General features: G+C 64.4%; 19 protein-coding genes. 12 read left to right on the top strand and 7 right to left on the bottom strand.

The features are described from left to right. Positions 1–35 precede the first annotated feature (35 nt). The 4 genes from trxA (at position 36) to ATO3_RS06315 (ending at position 3,716) form a co-directional block, all read left to right on the top strand. Complete coding sequence (gene trxA / locus ATO3_RS06330) at positions 36–356, top strand: thioredoxin (protein ID WP_088648976.1); 321 nt, start codon at positions 36–38, stop codon at positions 354–356. Between the two features lie 102 nt (positions 357–458). Further along, positions 459–1,016 (top strand): ATP-dependent protease subunit HslV, encoded by a 558-nt coding sequence (gene hslV, locus ATO3_RS06325; RefSeq protein WP_088648975.1) that lies wholly within the window; start codon positions 459–461, stop codon positions 1,014–1,016. Positions 1,017–1,100: 84 nt separating this feature from the next. Further along, positions 1,101–2,411 (top strand): ATP-dependent protease ATPase subunit HslU, encoded by a 1,311-nt coding sequence (gene hslU, locus ATO3_RS06320; protein WP_088648974.1) that lies wholly within the window; start codon positions 1,101–1,103, stop codon positions 2,409–2,411. Between the two features lie 93 nt (positions 2,412–2,504). Continuing rightward, a complete protein-coding gene (locus ATO3_RS06315) occupies positions 2,505–3,716 on the top strand; it encodes an MFS transporter (protein ID WP_088648973.1) in 1,212 nt (403 codons plus the stop codon). A gap of 27 nt (positions 3,717–3,743) precedes the next feature. Here ATO3_RS06315 and ATO3_RS06310 read toward each other — a convergent pair whose 3' ends face one another. The 3 genes from ATO3_RS06310 to ATO3_RS06300 all read right to left on the bottom strand — a co-directional run bounded on the left by ATO3_RS06310 (position 3,744) and on the right by ATO3_RS06300 (position 6,248). Then, positions 3,744–4,340: a Smr/MutS family protein gene (locus tag ATO3_RS06310; RefSeq protein WP_088648972.1), complete on the bottom strand. Its 597-nt coding sequence runs from the start codon at positions 4,338–4,340 to the stop codon at positions 3,744–3,746. Beyond that, positions 4,340–5,344, bottom strand: a complete 1,005-nt coding sequence (mltA, locus tag ATO3_RS06305) for a murein transglycosylase A (protein WP_088649357.1) — start codon at positions 5,342–5,344, stop codon at positions 4,340–4,342. The genes ATO3_RS06310 and mltA overlap by 1 nt, the downstream gene beginning before the upstream one ends. A 247-nt stretch (positions 5,345–5,591) precedes the next feature. Continuing rightward, positions 5,592–6,248 carry a Tim44/TimA family putative adaptor protein gene (locus tag ATO3_RS06300; RefSeq protein WP_088648971.1) on the bottom strand — a complete coding sequence of 219 codons (657 nt, stop codon included), beginning with the start codon at positions 6,246–6,248 and terminating at the stop codon, positions 5,592–5,594. A gap of 129 nt (positions 6,249–6,377) precedes the next feature. Here ATO3_RS06300 and ATO3_RS06295 point away from each other — a divergent pair, with 129 nt between their 5' ends. Both ATO3_RS06295 and secB read left to right on the top strand, forming a co-directional pair. Further along, positions 6,378–6,920, top strand: coding sequence for an FxsA family protein (locus ATO3_RS06295; protein WP_088648970.1), 543 nt, complete (start codon positions 6,378–6,380; stop codon positions 6,918–6,920). Between the two features lie 54 nt (positions 6,921–6,974). Further along, the gene (gene secB, locus ATO3_RS06290; RefSeq protein ID WP_088648969.1) at positions 6,975–7,493 is read left to right on the top strand and encodes a protein-export chaperone SecB; all 519 of its coding nucleotides are present in this window, start codon (positions 6,975–6,977) and stop codon (positions 7,491–7,493) included. Positions 7,494–7,657: 164 nt separating this feature from the next. Here the strand turns inward: secB and dnaQ are convergent, their stop codons facing one another. Genes dnaQ through ATO3_RS06270 form a run of 4 tightly spaced genes read right to left on the bottom strand, consistent with a single transcriptional unit; the run spans position 7,658 to position 10,347 of the window. Next, complete coding sequence (dnaQ, locus tag ATO3_RS06285; RefSeq protein ID WP_088648968.1) at positions 7,658–8,338, bottom strand: DNA polymerase III subunit epsilon; 681 nt, start codon at positions 8,336–8,338, stop codon at positions 7,658–7,660. Then, positions 8,331–8,921, bottom strand: coding sequence for a dephospho-CoA kinase (gene coaE / locus ATO3_RS06280; protein WP_088648967.1), 591 nt, complete (start codon positions 8,919–8,921; stop codon positions 8,331–8,333). Before coaE ends, dnaQ begins: the two co-directional genes overlap by 8 nt. Continuing rightward, the gene (locus ATO3_RS06275; RefSeq protein ID WP_088648966.1) at positions 8,918–9,751 is read right to left on the bottom strand and encodes a shikimate dehydrogenase; all 834 of its coding nucleotides are present in this window, start codon (positions 9,749–9,751) and stop codon (positions 8,918–8,920) included. Before ATO3_RS06275 ends, coaE begins: the two co-directional genes overlap by 4 nt. Next, a complete protein-coding gene (locus ATO3_RS06270; protein ID WP_088648965.1) occupies positions 9,748–10,347 on the bottom strand; it encodes a Maf family protein in 600 nt (199 codons plus the stop codon). The genes ATO3_RS06275 and ATO3_RS06270 overlap by 4 nt, the downstream gene beginning before the upstream one ends. Before the next feature lie 452 nt (positions 10,348–10,799). On the opposite strand from ATO3_RS06270, the gene hemJ reads away from it, so the two are divergent. From hemJ to ATO3_RS06240, 6 genes are all read left to right on the top strand, one after another. Then, positions 10,800–11,249, top strand: coding sequence for a protoporphyrinogen oxidase HemJ (hemJ, locus tag ATO3_RS06265; RefSeq protein ID WP_088648964.1), 450 nt, complete (start codon positions 10,800–10,802; stop codon positions 11,247–11,249). Positions 11,250–11,424: 175 nt separating this feature from the next. Continuing rightward, on the top strand, positions 11,425–12,696 hold the full coding sequence (gene rho, locus ATO3_RS06260) for a transcription termination factor Rho (RefSeq protein ID WP_088648963.1): 1,272 nt from the start codon (positions 11,425–11,427) through the stop codon (positions 12,694–12,696). Between the two features lie 13 nt (positions 12,697–12,709). Then, on the top strand, positions 12,710–13,987 hold the full coding sequence (gene mnmE / locus ATO3_RS06255; protein WP_088648962.1) for a tRNA uridine-5-carboxymethylaminomethyl(34) synthesis GTPase MnmE: 1,278 nt from the start codon (positions 12,710–12,712) through the stop codon (positions 13,985–13,987). A gap of 27 nt (positions 13,988–14,014) precedes the next feature. Then, complete coding sequence (gene mnmG, locus ATO3_RS06250) at positions 14,015–15,883, top strand: tRNA uridine-5-carboxymethylaminomethyl(34) synthesis enzyme MnmG (protein WP_088649356.1); 1,869 nt, start codon at positions 14,015–14,017, stop codon at positions 15,881–15,883. Continuing rightward, a complete protein-coding gene (gene rsmG / locus ATO3_RS06245) occupies positions 15,880–16,503 on the top strand; it encodes a 16S rRNA (guanine(527)-N(7))-methyltransferase RsmG (protein WP_408630803.1) in 624 nt (207 codons plus the stop codon). Before mnmG ends, rsmG begins: the two co-directional genes overlap by 4 nt. After that, entirely contained in the window at positions 16,496–17,299 is an 804-nt protein-coding gene (locus tag ATO3_RS06240; protein ID WP_088648961.1) for a ParA family protein, read from the top strand. The genes rsmG and ATO3_RS06240 overlap by 8 nt, the downstream gene beginning before the upstream one ends. Positions 17,300–17,308: the final 9 nt, after the last annotated feature.

Here is a 17,308-nt window from a genome sequence, read left to right as displayed (position 1 = left end):
GTTCAAGGCGCATTCACCCGATCAGGAGCAAGACAATGGCCACTGTTGCCGTAACCGATACGACCTTCGATGAAGAAGTGAAGAATTCCGACGTCCCCGTTGTCGTGGACTTCTGGGCAGAATGGTGCGGCCCCTGTAAACAGATCGGCCCCGCCCTGGAAGAACTCGCCGCCGAATATGACGGCAAGATCAAGGTTGCCAAGGTCGATGTCGACAGCAACCCGAACTCTGCCGCCGCCATGGGCGTGCGCGGCATCCCGGCGCTGTTCATCTTCAAGGACGGCCAGGTTATTTCGAACCGCGCGGGCGCGGCGCCGAAAGCGGCCCTGAAAAGCTGGATCGACAGCTCGATCTGATCGGGCCTTCGGTTTCGAGACACTGAAAATTCGGCCCCAGCGCGCAGCGCGCCGGGGCCAGGACGGCGCGCCACAGGGCTGCGCCGATGCGGAGACCCCCACATGACAAGCGATAGCTTTCCGGGCTGGCATGGCACGACCATCATCGGCGTGAAGAAGAACGGGCGCGTGGTGATTGCCGGCGATGGCCAGGTGTCGCTGGGCGATACGGTGATCAAGGGCACGGCGCGCAAGGTGCGCCGCCTCAGCCCCGGCGGATCCGACGTGATCGCCGGTTTTGCCGGATCGACGGCCGATGCCTTTGCCCTTCTGGAACGGCTGGAAGCCAAGCTGGAAGCGACGCCTGGGCAACTGGCCCGCGCCAGCGTCGAGCTGGCCAAGGACTGGCGCACCGACAAGTACCTGCAGAAGCTGGAGGCGATGCTGATCGTCTCGGACGGCAAGGATCTTCTGGTGATCACCGGCGCGGGCGACGTGCTGGAACCCGAACATGACGTGGCCGCGATCGGATCGGGTGGCAATTACGCCCTCGCCGCCGCGCGCGCGCTGATCGACAGCGACATGGACGGCGAGGCGATCGCGCGCCGGGCCATCTCGATCGCCGCCGATATCTGCGTCTACACCAATGGCAACGTGCTTGTGGAAAGCCTCGACGCCTGAGCCATCATCGGCCGGTAACAGACCGACAGCTGCTCCCGGCCCGAGATTTTTCGTACGAAAAATCTCCCCCCGAAAGGATCACAGATGACCGACCTTACCCCGCGGGAAATCGTCAGCGAGCTCGACCGTTTCATCATCGGTCAGGCCGAGGCCAAGCGCGCCGTCGCCGTGGCCCTGCGCAACCGCTGGCGCCGCAAGCAACTGCCCGATGACCTGCGCGAGGAGGTCTATCCGAAGAACATCCTGATGATCGGCCCCACCGGCGTCGGCAAGACCGAGATCTCGCGCCGGCTGGCGAAACTGGCCCGCGCGCCCTTCATCAAGGTCGAGGCGACCAAGTTCACCGAGGTCGGCTACGTCGGCCGCGACGTGGAACAGATCGTCCGCGACCTGGTCGACAGCGCCATCGTCCAGACCCGCGAGCACATGCGCGAGGACGTGAAGGCCGCCGCGCACCAGGCCGCCGAGGATCGCGTCATCGCCGCCATCGCCGGCACCGACGCCCGCGAGGCCACGCGCGAGATGTTCCGCAAGAAACTGCGCAACGGCGAGCTGGACGATACCGAGATCGAGCTTGAGCTGGCCGACACCTCCAGCCCCTTCCCGATGTTCGACATGCCCGGCCAGCCCGGCGGCGGCCAGATGGGCATGATGAACCTGGGCGACCTCTTCGGGAAGGCCTTTGGCGGACGCACCACGCGGCGCAAGACAACCGTGGCGCAAAGCTATGATCTGCTGATCAGCGAAGAGGCCGACAAGCTGCTGGACGACGAGGCCGTGAACCGCGCCGCGCTGGAAGCGGTGGAGCAGAACGGCATCGTCTTCCTCGACGAGATCGACAAGGTCTGCGCCCGCGCCGAAACCCGCGGCGGCGATGTCAGCCGCGAGGGCGTGCAGCGCGACCTGCTGCCGCTGATCGAGGGCACGACGGTCTCGACCAAGCATGGCCCGGTGAAGACGGACCACATCCTGTTCATCGCCTCGGGCGCCTTCCACATCGCCAAACCGTCGGACCTGCTGCCCGAACTGCAGGGCCGCCTGCCGATCCGTGTGGAGCTCAAGGCTCTGACCGAGGGCGATTTCGTCCGCATCCTGACGGAAACGGACAACGCCCTGACCCGGCAATACACCGCGCTGATGGAGACCGAGAAGGTCGAGGTCTCGTTCACCGAGGATGGCATCGCGGCACTGGCGCGCATCGCCGCCGAAGTGAACCAGAGCGTCGAGAACATCGGCGCGCGGCGGCTTTATACGGTGATCGAGCGGGTCTTCGAAGAGCTCTCCTTCACCGCGCCCGACCGCTCCGGCGACACGGTGACCGTGGATGCCGATTTCGTCGAGAAACACCTGGGCGAGCTCACGAAATCCACCGACGTCAGCCGCTACGTGCTCTGACCCGGCGTCCGGGTCCCGGCCCGGCCCCAAAGCGACATGCCCCCGGTCGGTTCGCGCTTGCGCCCGGCTGAAACCGGGGGCACTTGGTATCCCATGTCACTGGGTTCCTTCCTGAGGCAGAACGCGCAATGGCTTGGGGCCGGTGCGCTTCTGACCTTCCTGTCGAGTTTCGGCCAAACCTTCTTCATCTCGGTCTTCGCGGGCGAGATCCGCGAGACGTTCGGCCTGTCCCATGGCCAGTGGGGCGGGATCTATACGCTGGGCACCGGGATGGCCGCCGTGGTCATGGTGTGGGCCGGCGGTCTGACCGACGTGTTGCGGGTGCGCCAGCTGGGCCCCTTCATCCTGGCCGGGCTGGCGATGGCCTGCCTGGCGATGGCCTTCAATCCCTGGGCCGGGCTGCTCTTTGTCGTGGTCTTCGCGCTGCGTTTCTTCGGGCAGGGCATGTCCAGCCATATCGCGCTGGTCGCCATGTCGCGCTGGTTCGATGCCACGCGGGGCCGGGCGCTTTCGGTGGCGACGATGGGCTTCGCCCTGGGCGAGGCGCTGTTGCCGCTGACCTTCGTGGCGCTGATGGTCTGGGTGGACTGGCACCTGTTGTGGATCGCCTCGGCCGTGGCCATCCTGCTGGCCGTGCCGCTGCTGATGCGGCTGTTGCGCCAGGAACGAACCCCGCAATCCCATGCCGAGCGCAGCATCTCGGTGGGCATGCGCGGCCGGCACTGGACCCGGAAGGACGTGCTGACCCATCCGCTGTTCTGGTTCATGGTGCCCGCGATCCTCGGGCCGCCGTCTTTCGTGACGGCCTATTTCTTCCACCAGGTCCACCTGGCCGACATCAAGGGCTGGGTCCATGTCGAACTCGTGCGGCTGTTTCCCGTTTACACCGCCCTGTCGCTTGGCATTGCCATCGGCTCGGGCTGGGCGCTGGACCGGGTCGGGGCCGTGCGGCTGATGCCCTTCATGCAGGTGCCGATGGTGGCGGCCTTCATGATCTATGCCGTGTCGGACACGCCGGGCACGATGCTGATGGGGCTTGCCTGCATGGCGATCACGACGGGCTGCATGGCGACGCTGCCCAATGCCTTCTGGGCCGAGGTCTTCGGCACCGCGCATATCGGCGCGATCAAGGCGATGGCGGCGGCGGTCATGGTTCTGGGCTCGGCGATCGGGCCGGGGGTGACCGGGCTGCTGATCGACCTCGGACTGGGGATTCAGCGGCAGTTCATCGGGGTGTCGGCCTATTTCGTGCTGGCCACGGTGATGATGATGATCGGCATCTCCCGCGCGCGGAAGGATCTGTGACCCGCCGAAGCCGGGGAGCATCCTGCCTCAGCGCTTCCGCCTGAGGTAGACGTAATAGGCCCCGGTTCCGCCGTGGCTGATATGCGCCTCGGCCACCTGCAGTACGGCCTGCGCCAGCGGCGGGCGCGACAGCCAGTCGGGCACCTGGTGTTTCAGCACCCCGCGCGGCCGGGGGATCGGGCCATGATCCTCGCGCGAGGTCTTGCCCTTGCCGGTGATTACCAGCACCAGCCGCTTGCCATCCGCCTGCGCGCGCAGGATGAACCGCGTCAGCGCGGGATGCGCCCTCTCCAGCGTCATGCCGTGCAGGTCGATCCGCCCCTCGGGCACCAGCTTGCCGCGCCGCATCCGGGTGAAGGCCTTGCGATCCATTGACAGCCCCGCATTCGCCAGCCGGTCGCCCACAGGCTTCTTCAGGTCATGCGGCGCCGGCCCCCGCCGCGCGTGCTGGCCGACATCGAAAGGCTCGATCTCGGGCCGGTGCACATGCGGCGGTTTCTGCGGCTTGGGTTTCGGCTTTGGCGTCTCGGCCTGGGACTTGCGCTCGGGGTGCAGTCTTTCGGTCCGGGCCGCCACCTGTTCCCACAGGGCGGCCTCCTCTGGCGACAGCTTGCGTTTCGTCATCACGCGCCGTCCGGCAGCAACGCATAGGCCCGCTGTATGGGCAACAGCACCACCATCCGCCCCGGATCCCGCAGCTGACCGGCGGCCAGCCCCGCCGCCGCGCCCGTGCCGACGAAGATGTCCGCCCGCTGCGCCCCCTGGATGGCCGAGCCGGTGTCCTGCGCCACCATCAGCCGGTGCATCGGCGCAGCCCCCGCCTTTTCGATCCAGACCGGGGCGCCCAGCGGGGTAAAATCGGGATCGACCGCGATCGACCGCAGCGGCGTGATCGACCGGTTCATCGCGCCCAGAGGGCCCATGTCCGCCGGCACCTGCGTCACCTCGCGGAAGAACACGAAGGACGGGTTGTGATGCAGCAGTTCCTCGCCGATGCCGGGGTTGCGCTGCACCCAGGCGCCGATGACCTTGGCGCTGACCTGGTGCGCGGCATAGATCCCGCGGCGCACCATCTCCTTGCCGACCGAACGGTATTCGTGGCCGTTACCCCCGCCCCAGCCGACGCGGACGTAGCTGCCATCGCTGAAATGGATCCGGCCCGATCCCTGGATCTGCAGGAAGAACAGCTCTACCGGGTCGTCGACCCAGGCGATTTCAAGCCCGCGGTTTTCCATCACGCCGCTGGTCAGGATTTCGCGCCGGGTCAGCCAGCGCGGGGTATCGCGCGCCTCGGGCGGCATGCGGTACAGCGGATAGCGGAAGCGGGGCGTGGGCGTGCGGGAGCCTTCGAGCTCCGGTTCGAAATAGCCGGTGAAAAGCGGCTTTTCCCCATCCTCGATCAGGGTGGGGCGAAAGAAAAGCTCGAAGAACAGGCGCGCCTGTTCGGGCGGATGGCCCTGGGCCACGGCGCAAAGCGCGCGCCAGTCGGCATCGTCGAAATCCATGCAGGTGTTCAGAAAGACCGAAAGCGCGGCGGCATGATCATCTTCGGCCCAGCCGTCGAGGTCGTCGAACCCCAGGATCGTGTAATCGGGCGCGGGTTCGCCCGGCATGATCGACCGCGACATCGGCGCGGGCACCGCAAGCGGGGCGGTGACGGGGTCGGGCTCGGTATCGGGGAGCAGATCGTCCGCGTCGCGGGCCAGCGCGGCGAGGTCCAGGTCCTTCTCGGACAAATCCGTGTCGGAAAAGGCGCTGGGGACGAGGCCGGCCGGGTCGTCCCCGGTCTGCGACTGCGCGCCGCCGGGCATGGGCCCGGTCCATGCCGCAAGGGTCAGCCCCAGAGCGGCCGCGCGCATCGCCCCCAGCATGGGTTCACCCGTCGGTCGCGACCAGGAGCCAGTTCGGATCGTCCGACCCCATGGTCCGCGCGAAGGTCCAGCTGTCCTTCTGACGCTTCACGCTGGTGGGGCTGCCTTCGATGATCTGGCCGTCGCGGTCCTTCACCACCGAGGTAAGCTCTCCGGTGAAGCGCATGGTGATCTCGGCCAGGTTGCTGTCCCTGTCGAACCGGGTCTCGGCGACGGACATTTCGCGCACGCCGATGAAATCGGCCTCGATCGTCAGGCCCTGGTCCTCGCGCTGCGCGACCACGTCGACGAAGGTCTGGAACACGTCCTCGGCCAGGTAGGGTTCGATTGCATCGAGCTCGCCCCGTTCAAAGCCCATCACGATCATTTCATAGGCGCCACGGGCGCCCCCCATGAATTCCGAGACAGAGAAGCTGGGTTCGATCCGCTTCATCGCGGCGAAATCCTCGGCCATCTGGCTGCCCTCGGGCACGTGATCGGTGATGTCGCGATCCGGTCCGCCTTCGATCACTTCGAAGTCGGGGCGCGACGGCTTGTCCGGCACCTGGCTGGCGGGCGGTTTTTCAAAACCTTCGCGTGTTCCGAGCACGCTGCGCAAGCGCAGGATCAGGAAGACGGCAATCCCGGCGAGCACCAGAAGCTGGATCAGGGGGGAATTCATCAAGCGACCTCGTTTCGGACATTGGGCATTGAGCGCCCGGTCATCGTCCTTATGTAGGGGACGGGTGGTTTCAAGTCCACCGTCCCGCCCTCAGATGCCCCCGTGTTCCATCGTGTCAAGGAGACTTCGTTGCCGCTATTTCTTGTCTTTCTGCTCGTCCCGCTGATCGAGATCGGTCTGTTCATCCAGGTCGGGGGGCTGATCGGGCTCTGGCCGACGCTGGCCATCGTGGTGATCACGGCGATGCTGGGCACCTGGCTGGTCAAATCGCAGGGGCGGCAGGCGATGCAGAAACTGACCGGCGCGTTCAACGATCTGCGCGACCCGTCCGAGCCGCTGGCCGACGGGGCAATGATCCTGTTTGCCGGCGCGCTGCTGCTGACGCCGGGCTTTTTCACCGATGCGGTGGGCTTTGCCCTGCTGATGCCGCCGGTGCGTCACTGGATCTTCCGCCAGGTGCGCGCCCGGGTGAGCGTGCAGAGCTTTTCCAGCCATACCAGCTTTTCCTCCCGTCCCGGTCCCGGCGGTCCCCGGGGGCCGATGGGCAGTGGCCATCCCGATGACATCATCGACGGCGAATTCACCGAGATCCGACCAGGGGAGGAGCCCCGCAAGGGCCCGTCATCCGGCCGGGCCTCGGGCTGGGTCGAGAAGGACCCGGACCAGCATTGAGCACACCCCGCCAAGCTGATAATGAGCCGCAAACCTTAGTCTAGGAGACGTCGCATGACCGACAATCCCGATCCGCAGGGCGCCACCGACGGCCAGCCCCAGCAACCGCAGGTGCAGATGCGCGTGCTGGGCCAGTTCATCCGTGACCTGTCCTTTGAAAACGTGATGGCGCAGAACGGCGGACGCAGCGAGGGTCAGCCGGACATCAACGTTCAGGTGAACCTGGATGCCAAAAAGCGCAACGTGGCGAACCAGTACGAGGTGTCGATCAAGCTGACCACCACGGCCAAGGCGAAGGAAAGCGGGGATTCCCTGTTCCTGATGGAAATCGACTATGCCGGGATCTTCCACGTGGAAGGCGTTCCGGAAGAGCAGCTGCACCCGTTCCTGATGATCGAATGCCCGCGCATGATCTTCCCCTTCCTGCGCCGCATCGTGTCCGACATCACCCGTGACGGCGGCTACCCGCCGCTGAACCTGGACAACATCGATTTCGTGCAGCTCTACCGCCAGGAAATCGCCCGCCGCCAGGCCGCGGCCCAGGCGCAGGCGGCCGACGCCCCGACGCAGTAAGCGTTTTCATCGGTTCAAAGACAGAAGGGCGTCCCGCGAGGCGCCCTTTTCTGTTTCGGCGGGCCGGCGTCACCGCTGTGTCAGGTATTTGCCGCAAAGGTGAAACAGCAGGGTGTGCGAAAAAGGCAGCCCGGTCGCTCGGAGGCATGGACGGGTTGCCGGGGTTACTGGCGCCAGAGGGGGCTGTCGCCAAGCGTGTCGACGAAAGCCTCGTGCGCGGCGCGTTCGGCGTCTGTCAGCAACGAGGGCAGGGGCGTCGGCCGGGGGCGCGGGCGCCAGCTGTCGGTGCCGGAGTCACCATCGTCGGACCGCCGGGTCAGCACCAGGTCGGGCTGGCGGCCGCCGATGAGCTCCAGGTAGACCTCGGCCAGGATTTCACTGTCGAGCAGGGCGCCGTGCAGGGTCCGCGAGGAATTGTCGATGTTGAAGCGGCGGCAGAGCGCGTCGAGCGTGGCGGGCGAACCGGGGAAGCGTTTGCGGGCGATGGCCAGCGTATCGACGGCCTGGTCCATGGGCAATTGCCGCAGGCCCATCCAGCGCAGCTCGGCGTTCAGGAACTTCATGTCGAAGCTGGCATTGTGGATCACCAGCCTGGCATCGCCGACGAAATCCAGGAAGGCCTGGCCGATCTCGGCGAACTTGGGCTTGTCGCGCAGGAACTCGTCGCCCAGCCCGTGCACCTGGAACGCCTCTTCGGGCATGGAGCGTTCCGGGTTGATGTACTGGTGATAGGTATTACCGGTGGCCACGTGGTTATAGAGTTCCACGCCGCCGATCTCGACGATGCGGTCGCCGGTTTCGGGGTCGAACCCCGTGGTTTCGGTGTCGAGAACTATCTCACGCATTCATCCGCTCCCTGATCTGTCGCACGATGTCGTCCACCTGTGCGCGGGCATGGTCCGGCGTGTCAGTGACGATCACGAAATCCGCCTTCGCGCGTTTTTCGGCGTCCGCCATCTGTTTGGCGCGGATCTGCTCGAACTGCGCCTCGGTCATCGTGCCACGGTCCAGCACCCGCGCCTTCTGGGTTTCGGCATCGACCGAGACCACCGCGCTGGCATCCATCCGCGCCTCGCCCCCCGTTTCATAAAGCAGGGGAATGTCGAAGACGAGGATATCCGCTGTCGCCTGTTCGGCAAAGGCGGCGCGGTCGGCGGCGACCAGCGGATGGACGATGGATTCGATGATCTTCAGCGCAGCAGGATCGGCCGCGATGATCGCCTTCAGCCGGGTGCGAGAGACGGCGCCATCCTCGATCGCCTCGGGAAAGGCCTTGGCCATGGGCGCCACCGCGGCACCGCCGGGCGCATAAAGCCGGTGCACTGCGGCATCGGCATCCCAGACGGCGCAGCCGGCATCGGCGAACATCTTCGCCGTGGTGCTCTTGCCCATGCCGATGGAGCCGGTGAGGCCGAGGCGGAAGCTCATGCCAATACGGCGTCGCGGGTGGCCTGATCGACCTGCGGGCGGGGACCGAACCAGCGTTCGAAGCCCGGCACCGCCTGATGCAGCAACATGCCCAGCCCGTCGACCGTGGTGCAGCCGGCGGCTTCGGCGGCTTTCAGCAGGCGGGTCTGCAGCGGCGCATAGACCAGATCGGTCACCACGGTGCCCGGCCGCAGCCCGTCGAGCGGCACGCGCATCTCGGGCTTGCCGGTCATGCCAAGCGAGGTGGTGTTCACCACCAGCCCGGCACCATCCACGATATTGCCAGCCTGGACCCAGTCGACCACCTGCACGCGCTGGCCGAAATCCTCTTTCAGCTTCTCGGCGCGCACGCGGGTGCGGTTGGTCAGCAGGATCTCGTCCACGCCGGCATCGGCCAGGGCCGAGACCACCGCGCGGGCCGCGCCGCCGGCGCCCAGCACCACGGCGGGGCCGGCCTTGGGGTCCCATTCGGGCGCGCCGGCGCGCAGGTTTTCCATGAAGCCGTAGCCGTCGGTGTTGTCGGCGTGGATCTTGCCGTCGGGGCGGAAGATCAGCGTGTTCGCGGCCCCGATCAGCGTGGCGCGGTCGGTGATCTGATCGGCAAGGCCCAGCACCGTCTCCTTGTAGGGGATCGTGACATTGGCGCCGACAAAGCCCATCTTCGGCAACATCTTAAGGACCTGGGCCAGATCATCCTGCGCGATATCCATGGGGATGTAATGGCCCCGCACCCCATGGGTCCGCAGCCAATGCGCGAATAGCCTGGGCGATTTGGAATGGGCCACGGGGGATCCGATCACCCCGGCCAGCGGAATGCGCGTGTCGCTCATCTGTCGATATCTCCCCGGTCGGCCAGAAAGGCCAGCAATTCCAACAGGGGCATACCCAATACGTTGAAATAGTCGCCGTCAATCCGCGTGAAGAGCCGCACGCCTTCTTCCTCGAGCTTGTAGGCGCCCACGGCGTGGCGGATGCTGTCCCAGTTGCGGCGCACGTAGCCGGTGACATAGGCCGGGTTCAGCCGGGCCATGGTCAGGTGAACGGTGCCGACATGGCGCCAGACCGGGCGCGCTTCCTGGTAAAGTACGGCCGCCGAATACAGCGTATGGCGCGATCCCGACAGCGCCATGATCTGCGCCTCGGCCTCTTCGGGGGAGGCGGGCTTTGACAGAAGCGCGCCGTCGTGGCTGAGCACCTGGTCGCAGGCCAGCACCCGGGCGCCCGGCGCCTTGTCGGCCACCTTGCGCGCCTTCATCTCGGCCAGGGTGTCGGCGATGTCGCGGGGCTTCGCGCCCTCGGCGACAAGCGAGGCCTTGATGCTTTCTTCGTCGATGCGGGGCACCTGGACCGAGAAGGGAATGGCCGCGTTGGTCAGCAGCGTGGCGCGGATGGCAGAGCCGGAGGCGAGGATCAGCGGTTGGGTCATGGGCACCTGTTCGGCCGGCCGGGCAGGCGGGCCCGGCGTGGCCCTGTGGATAAACCGGTGGACGAAGGGTAGAAGCGCCTGCGGAGGACTTGTATAAAATTTTGCCTTTCGATCAAGTCCACGCGTTTCGCCCTGATTTCAGCGAAGCGCTCGCGTTTTCTCCGGATGGTATAAGGATAAATCGCGGCTGTGGATAACTTTGGTCACGGGGATAACCCCACGATTCGTCCACAATCTTACCCCGCGCGGCGATCTGTTAACCTTTTGTTAATACGCGATTCTTTCATGGTACCCACTGCAAGGCCCTGATCTTGCGCCAAGTTTTCCCAAGCGAGGACAGAGTCCGGGAGAACAGCGTAATCCCCAGACGGCAGGGGGGCCTACAATCACATCATCCTTTCTTTTCTCTTAATTTATTATAAGGGAGGGAGCCCAACCGGGATGAGGATAAAATGACCGACCTTCTCGCCACCCTGTACCCCTGGGCCAAGTCCCTTCACATCGCGGCGGTGATCTCGTGGATGGCGGGGCTTTTCTACCTGCCACGGCTGTTCGTGCATCACGTGGAGCAGGTAGAGACAGTGGACGGCCTTCCCCCGGTCTTCGAGATGATGGAGAAGAAGCTTCTCAGGCTCATCATGAACCCGGCGATGATCGCGACATGGGTGTTCGGCCTGATGCTGGTCTTTACACCCGGCATCGTGGACTGGAGCGCGATCTGGCCCTGGACCAAGGCTGCTGCGGTGATCGCGATGACGTGGTTCCATCACTGGCTGGGCCGGCGCCGGAAAGAGTTCATCGCGGGCGAAAACCGGCTGACCGGCCGCCAGTACCGGATGATGAACGAAGTGCCGACGGTTCTGATGCTGGTGATCGTGTTTTCGGTTGTCTTAAAGTTCTGAAACCGCGCTCGCGGGGTGACTTTGCGTCGCCCCGATTTCGACTTTGTTTGACAGCTGCGGTCACGGTGCCTATGTAGCCTGTCAACGCGCCCGTCCGGGACCGCGTGATTCCCGACGATACCAGTACAGGACCGGCCAGGTATGCCGGCCTCAGGAACGTGCCCAGGATAGTTTCATGACAATCGAATCCCTCAACCTTGCTGATCTGAAGGCCAAGAGCCCGAAGGATCTTCTGTCGATGGCGGAAGAGCTTGAGATCGAGAACGCCTCGACGATGCGCAAGGGCGAGATGATGTTCCAGATCCTGCGCGAACGCGCGGACGAGGGCTGGGAAATCTCGGGCGATGGGGTGCTTGAGGTGCTTCAGGACGGGTTCGGCTTCCTGCGGTCGCCTGAGGCGAACTATCTGCCCGGTCCGGATGACATCTATGTCTCGCCCGACATGATCCGGCTGCACAGCCTGCGGACCGGGGACACGATCGAAGGCGTGATGAAGGCGCCGAACGACACGGAGCGCTATTTCGCGCTGACCAATGTCACGAAGATCAATTTCGAGGATCCGGACAAGGCGCGTCACAAGATCGCCTTCGACAACCTCACGCCGCTGTATCCCGACGAACGTCTGAACATGGAGCTGGACGATCCGACGGTGAAGGATCGCTCGGCCCGGATCATCGACCTGGTCGCGCCGATCGGCAAGGGGCAGAGGTCGCTGATCGTGGCGCCGCCGCGGACGGGCAAGACCGTCCTGCTGCAGAACATCGCCCATTCGATCGAAGCGAACCATCCGGAATGCTACCTGATCGTCCTGCTGATCGACGAACGCCCCGAAGAGGTGACGGACATGCAGCGGTCGGTGAAGGGCGAGGTGATCTCCTCGACCTTCGACGAACCGGCGACGCGGCACGTTGCCGTGTCCGAGATGGTGATCGAAAAGGCCAAGCGCCTTGTCGAGCATAAGCGAGATGTTGTGATCCTTCTGGACTCGATCACAAGACTTGGTAGGGCGTTCAACACTGTCGTGCCGTCCTCGGGCAAAGTTCTTACCGGTGGTGTGGACGCGAACGCACTGCAGCGGCCGAAACGCTTCTTTGGCGCGGCACGAAACATCGAAGAGGGCGGATCGCTGACGATCATTGCAACCGCGCTGATCGATACCGGGTCGCGGATGGACGAGGTCATCTTCGAGGAATTCAAGGGCACGGGTAACTCTGAACTGGTCCTGGATCGCAAGATCGCGGACAAGCGCGTGTTCCCGGCGATCGACATCCTCAAGTCCGGCACGCGGAAAGAGGATCTTCTGGTCGACAAGGGCGATCTGCAGAAGACCTTCGTGCTGCGGCGGATCCTGAACCCGATGGGCACGACGGATGCGGTCGAGTTCCTGATTTCGAAGCTGAAGCAGACCAAGACCAACGGCGAATTCTTCGATTCGATGAACACCTGACCCGGGCGGCCCCATGGACACAATCTTTGCCGAGGCAACGGCGCCTGGAAAGGCGGGGGTCTCGGTGCTGCGGGTGTCAGGGCCGGGGGCTTTCAAGATATGCGAAACGCTGGTGGGCGCGGGCCTGCCGCGCGCCGGGCGATCCCTGCGCGTGGTGCGCGACGGCGCGGCCGAGCTTGACCGTGCGCTGGTTCTGACGTTCGAGGCGCCGGCGAGTTTCACGGGCGAGGATGTGGTCGAGCTGCATCTGCACGGCAGCCGGGCGGTTGTCCTGTCCGTCCTGTCGGCTCTGGGGCGTCTGGCTCGGATGGCGGAGCCGGGGGAATTCACGCGGCGCGCGCTTGAGAATGGCAAGCTGGACCTGGCCCAGGTCGAGGGGCTGGCCGATCTGATCGACGCCGAGACAGAAGCGCAGCGGCGCCAGGCGCAAAGGGTGTTTTCCGGCGGTCTGGGCACGCTGGCGGAGTCCTGGCGGGAGGACCTGATCCGCGCGGCGGCCTTGTTGGAAGCAACGATCGATTTCGCGGATGAAGAGGTTCCGGTGGATGTGACGCCGGAGGTGACCGACCTTCTGGCGAAGGTGCGTGCCGGGCTCGAGCGCGAGGTGTCCGGCATCGGGATGGCGGAACGGATCCGATCCGGGTTCGAGGTGGCCATTATCGGGGCGCCGAATGTCGGAAAATCGACGCTGCTGAATGCTCTGGCCGGGCGGCGGGCCGCGATTACGTCGGAGATTGCCGGAACAACCCGCGATGTGATCGAGGTTCGGATGGACCTGAACGGGTTGCCGGTGACGCTGCTGGATACGGCAGGGTTGCGGGACACGCTGGACAAGGTCGAAGGTATCGGTGTGGATCTGGCGCGGGAACGGGCTGCGGCTGCGGATCTGCGGGTGGTTCTGACCGAGGGGCCTTTGCCCGAGGGGCTGGACCTGGAGCCCGAGGATATCGTTCTGCGTCCGAAGGCGGATCTTCTTGAGGATGCTGACGGTGCCGTTTCCGGTGCGACGGGGCAGGGTGTCGATGCCTTGGTGGCGCAGATTGGCAATGTTCTGTCAGGGCGCGCGCGGCTTGCCGGGACAGCGACACATGCGCGGCACCGCATGGCGATGGAACAGGCGGTCTCTGGCCTGTTGGCGGCGCAAGCGGTTCTGGATGATGGCCCGGAGCTTTATGATATCGCAGCGGAAGAGCTGCGCTCAGCGATTCGGGCCCTGGAGGCCCTGGTTGGCCGGGTTGACGTTGAAAACCTGTTGGACGAGATCTTCTCACGGTTCTGTCTGGGGAAATGAACCCGGAATGGTATGGGAGTGTTTCACGTGAAACATCGTGATCTGGACGTTGTCGTGATTGGCGGTGGTCATGCGGGCTGCGAGGCGGCGCATGCGGCTGCGCGTATGGGTGTCCGGACGGGTCTTGTCACGCTGAGGCGAGACGGAATTGGCGTTATGTCCTGCAATCCGGCGATCGGTGGCCTTGGTAAGGGGCACCTTGTCCGGGAAATCGACGCCATGGACGGGGTCATGGGGCGCGTCGCCGACAGGGCGGGGATCCAGTTCCGTCTGTTGAACCGCCGGAAGGGCCCGGCCGTCCAGGGGCCTCGCGCGCAGGCGGATCGCAAGATCTATCGGGAAACGATGCTGGCCGAGACCGTGGCGCGACCCGGGCTTGAAATCATCGAGGGCGAGGCGGTCGACTTCCTGATGGAGGGCGCGCGCGTCGTTGGCCTGCGGCTTGCCGATGGGGCAGAGATCCGGGCCGGGGCCGTGATCCTGACCACGGGGACCTTCCTGCGCGGTGTGATCCATATTGGCGATGTACGGAAACCCGGCGGCCGGATCGGCGACAAGCCATCGGTGCAATTGGCGGAAAGGATCGATTCCTTTGCCCTTCCGTTGGGCCGACTGAAGACCGGCACGCCACCTCGTCTGGACGGTCGGACGATTGATTGGGAAGGATTGGAAAGTCAGCCGGGCGATGACGATCCAGTGTTTTTCTCGTTCTTGACCCGTGGTGTTCAGGCGCCGCAGATTTCCTGCGGAATTACCCATACAAACGCGCAAACCCATGAGATCATTTCGGAAAACCTCTCGCGCTCGGCGATGTACGGCGGGCATATCGATGGGATCGGTCCGCGCTACTGCCCCTCAATCGAGGACAAGGTCGTGCGTTTCGCCGACAAAAGCTCTCATCAGGTGTTCCTGGAACCCGAAGGCGTAGACGACCCGACGGTCTATCCCAACGGCATCTCGACCTCGCTGCCCGAGGACGTGCAGGAGGCCTACGTGCATTCGATCCGTGGGCTGGAACAGGCGAAAATCCTGCAGCCGGGCTATGCGATCGAGTATGACTACGTCGATCCGCGCGCGCTGACGCAGGAGCTGGCGTTGAAGGACGTTCCGGGGCTGTATCTGGCTGGACAGATCAACGGAACCACAGGATACGAAGAAGCGGCGGCACAAGGTTTGGTGGCCGGGCTGAATGCGGCCCGATATGTGGTGGGTGGAGACCCGGTACATTTCAGCCGGTCCGACAGCTATATCGGCGTCATGATCGACGATCTGACGACGCGCGGTGTAACCGAGCCCTATCGCATGTTCACCTCTCGCGCAGAATTCCGGCTGTCCCTGCGTGCGGACAACGCGGACCAGCGCCTCACACCAAAGGCTATGGAGCTTGGCTGCGTAAGCGACGCGCGCCGAATGACCTTCCTTGCCAAGCAGGAAAAGCTGGCGACTGTACGGGATCGGCTTACAGAAGGGACCTATACGCCGAAACAGGTCGCTGCGGCGGGAATTGCCGTCAACCAGGACGGCACGCGCCGGTCGGGGATGGACGTTCTTGCGTTTCCCAACGTAGGGTTTGCCGAAATCCAGAAGCTTGTGCCCGGTTTGGACCAGGTTGAGCCAGAGATCCAGGCCCAGACCGAGCGCGACGCGCTTTACGCGAATTACATTGCCCGGCAGGAAAAAGATGTCGCGGCGATGAAGCGTGATGAACAGCACGTCATTCCAGCGGATTTTGATTTCGACTTGCTCGAGGGCCTGTCTTCGGAACTGAAAGGCAAGCTGACACGCGCCCGCCCGTCAAATATTGGCCAGGCGGCAAAAATTGACGGTATGACCCCGGCGGCGCTTGCGCTTATCCTCGCGCGTCTGCGGCGGGACCTTCGGGTCAAGCGCGCGTGACGGTGGGCGAGGGGCCCGGAGCCGTCGCTCTCAATGTTTCACGTGAAACATACGAACGGCTTCAGATTTTCGCGGATCTTCTGGTCAAGTGGAATCCGAAGATAAACCTTGTCTCGCGTGCGTCGCTTCCACACCTTTGGTCGCGCCATATCGTTGATTCCCTTCAGGTCTATCGGGCCGCTCCGAGAACGGATCATTGGGCCGATCTCGGCTCGGGAGGAGGCTTCCCGGGCGTGATCGCAGCCATACTCGCCGCTGAACCGGCATCCGACACCCGCGTCACCCTGATCGAAAGCGATCAGCGCAAGGCCGTTTTCCTTCGCACCGCCGCCCGCGAATGCGGTGTTTCGATCAACGTTCTCGCCCAACGCATCGAATCCGCGCCCCCGCAAAGCGCCGGCGTCGTCTCGGCCCGTGCCCTGGCCGATCTCACGACGCTCCTCGGTTACGCCACACGCCACGCCGCCCCCGATGGCACGATGCTCTTCCTCAAGGGAAAAACCTGGGGAAAAGAGGTGGAGGACGCACGGGCCACATGGCAATTTGACTGCGACGCGGTTAAAAGTGAAACGGAGCCCGAGGCGGTTCTTCTGGTCATCAAAGGAGTATCCCGTGACTGATCTGTCGCGTCCGCACGGTCCGCGCATCGTCGCCGTAGCCAATCAGAAGGGCGGGGTCGGCAAGACCACGACAGCCATCAACCTGGCGGCTGCGCTGGTGGAAATGGGACAAAGGGTTCTGGTCGTCGACCTGGATCCGCAGGGTAACGCCTCCACCGGCCTGGGCGTGGACGAACGCGACCTGACCGCCTATGACCTGTTGATCGACGATGCGCCGCTGACCGAGGTCATCCAAAGCACCGGCATAGACAATCTTGGCATCGTTCCGGCCACGGTCGACCTTAGTTCGGCGGATATCGAGCTGATTTCCAACGAAAAACGCAGCTATCTTCTGCACGATTCCCTACGGCAGCCGGCAATGGATCAATACGGCTGGAATTACATCCTCATCGACTGCCCGCCTTCCCTGAACCTGCTGACCGTCAACGCCATGGTGGCCGCGCATTCGGTTCTCGTCCCGCTTCAAAGTGAATTCTATGCTCTCGAGGGCCTCTCGCAGCTCATGCTGACCATTCGCGAGGTGCGACAGACCGCGAATCCCAATCTGCGGATCGAAGGGATCGTCCTTACGATGTATGACCGGCGCAACAACCTGTCGCAGCAGGTCGAACAGGACGCCCGCGATAACCTGGGTGAGCTGGTGTTCCGAACGCTGATCCCCCGGAATGTCCGGGTCAGCGAGGCGCCGTCCTACGCCATGCCGGTCACGGCCTACGACACGAATTCGCAGGGCGCGCAGGCGTATCGCGCGCTTGCAGTTGAATTGATGGAAAAGCACAACAAGGTGGCCGCCTGAGCCGCCGGG

It is taken from the genome of Marinibacterium profundimaris (assembly GCF_002210095.1).
GTDB lineage: Bacteria > Pseudomonadota > Alphaproteobacteria > Rhodobacterales > Rhodobacteraceae > Marinibacterium > Marinibacterium profundimaris.
Note: the sequence above shows the minus strand (reverse complement) of the source record. Positions and strands in the feature narration are given on the sequence as shown.

What these genes read in the sequence shown, in the direction of transcription:
- ATO3_RS06300 (WP_088648971.1), bottom strand. Translation starts at nt 6,248, where the DNA reads ATGAATTCCCCCCTGATCCAGCTTCTGGTGCTCGCCGGGATTGCCGTC.
- hslU (WP_088648974.1), top strand. Translation starts at nt 1,101, where the DNA reads ATGACCGACCTTACCCCGCGGGAAATCGTCAGCGAGCTCGACCGTTTC.
- ATO3_RS06270 (WP_088648965.1), bottom strand. Translation starts at nt 10,347, where the DNA reads ATGACCCAACCGCTGATCCTCGCCTCCGGCTCTGCCATCCGCGCCACG.
- mnmE (WP_088648962.1), top strand. Translation starts at nt 12,710, where the DNA reads ATGGACACAATCTTTGCCGAGGCAACGGCGCCTGGAAAGGCGGGGGTC.
- coaE (WP_088648967.1), bottom strand. Translation starts at nt 8,921, where the DNA reads ATGAGCTTCCGCCTCGGCCTCACCGGCTCCATCGGCATGGGCAAGAGC.
- ATO3_RS06315 (WP_088648973.1), top strand. Translation starts at nt 2,505, where the DNA reads ATGTCACTGGGTTCCTTCCTGAGGCAGAACGCGCAATGGCTTGGGGCC.
- rho (WP_088648963.1), top strand. Translation starts at nt 11,425, where the DNA reads ATGACAATCGAATCCCTCAACCTTGCTGATCTGAAGGCCAAGAGCCCG.
- ATO3_RS06310 (WP_088648972.1), bottom strand. Translation starts at nt 4,340, where the DNA reads ATGACGAAACGCAAGCTGTCGCCAGAGGAGGCCGCCCTGTGGGAACAG.
- mltA (WP_088649357.1), bottom strand. Translation starts at nt 5,344, where the DNA reads ATGTCGCGGTCGATCATGCCGGGCGAACCCGCGCCCGATTACACGATC.
- secB (WP_088648969.1), top strand. Translation starts at nt 6,975, where the DNA reads ATGACCGACAATCCCGATCCGCAGGGCGCCACCGACGGCCAGCCCCAG.
- trxA (WP_088648976.1), top strand. Translation starts at nt 36, where the DNA reads ATGGCCACTGTTGCCGTAACCGATACGACCTTCGATGAAGAAGTGAAG.
- hemJ (WP_088648964.1), top strand. Translation starts at nt 10,800, where the DNA reads ATGACCGACCTTCTCGCCACCCTGTACCCCTGGGCCAAGTCCCTTCAC.
- ATO3_RS06275 (WP_088648966.1), bottom strand. Translation starts at nt 9,751, where the DNA reads ATGAGCGACACGCGCATTCCGCTGGCCGGGGTGATCGGATCCCCCGTG.
- hslV (WP_088648975.1), top strand. Translation starts at nt 459, where the DNA reads ATGACAAGCGATAGCTTTCCGGGCTGGCATGGCACGACCATCATCGGC.
- dnaQ (WP_088648968.1), bottom strand. Translation starts at nt 8,338, where the DNA reads ATGCGTGAGATAGTTCTCGACACCGAAACCACGGGGTTCGACCCCGAA.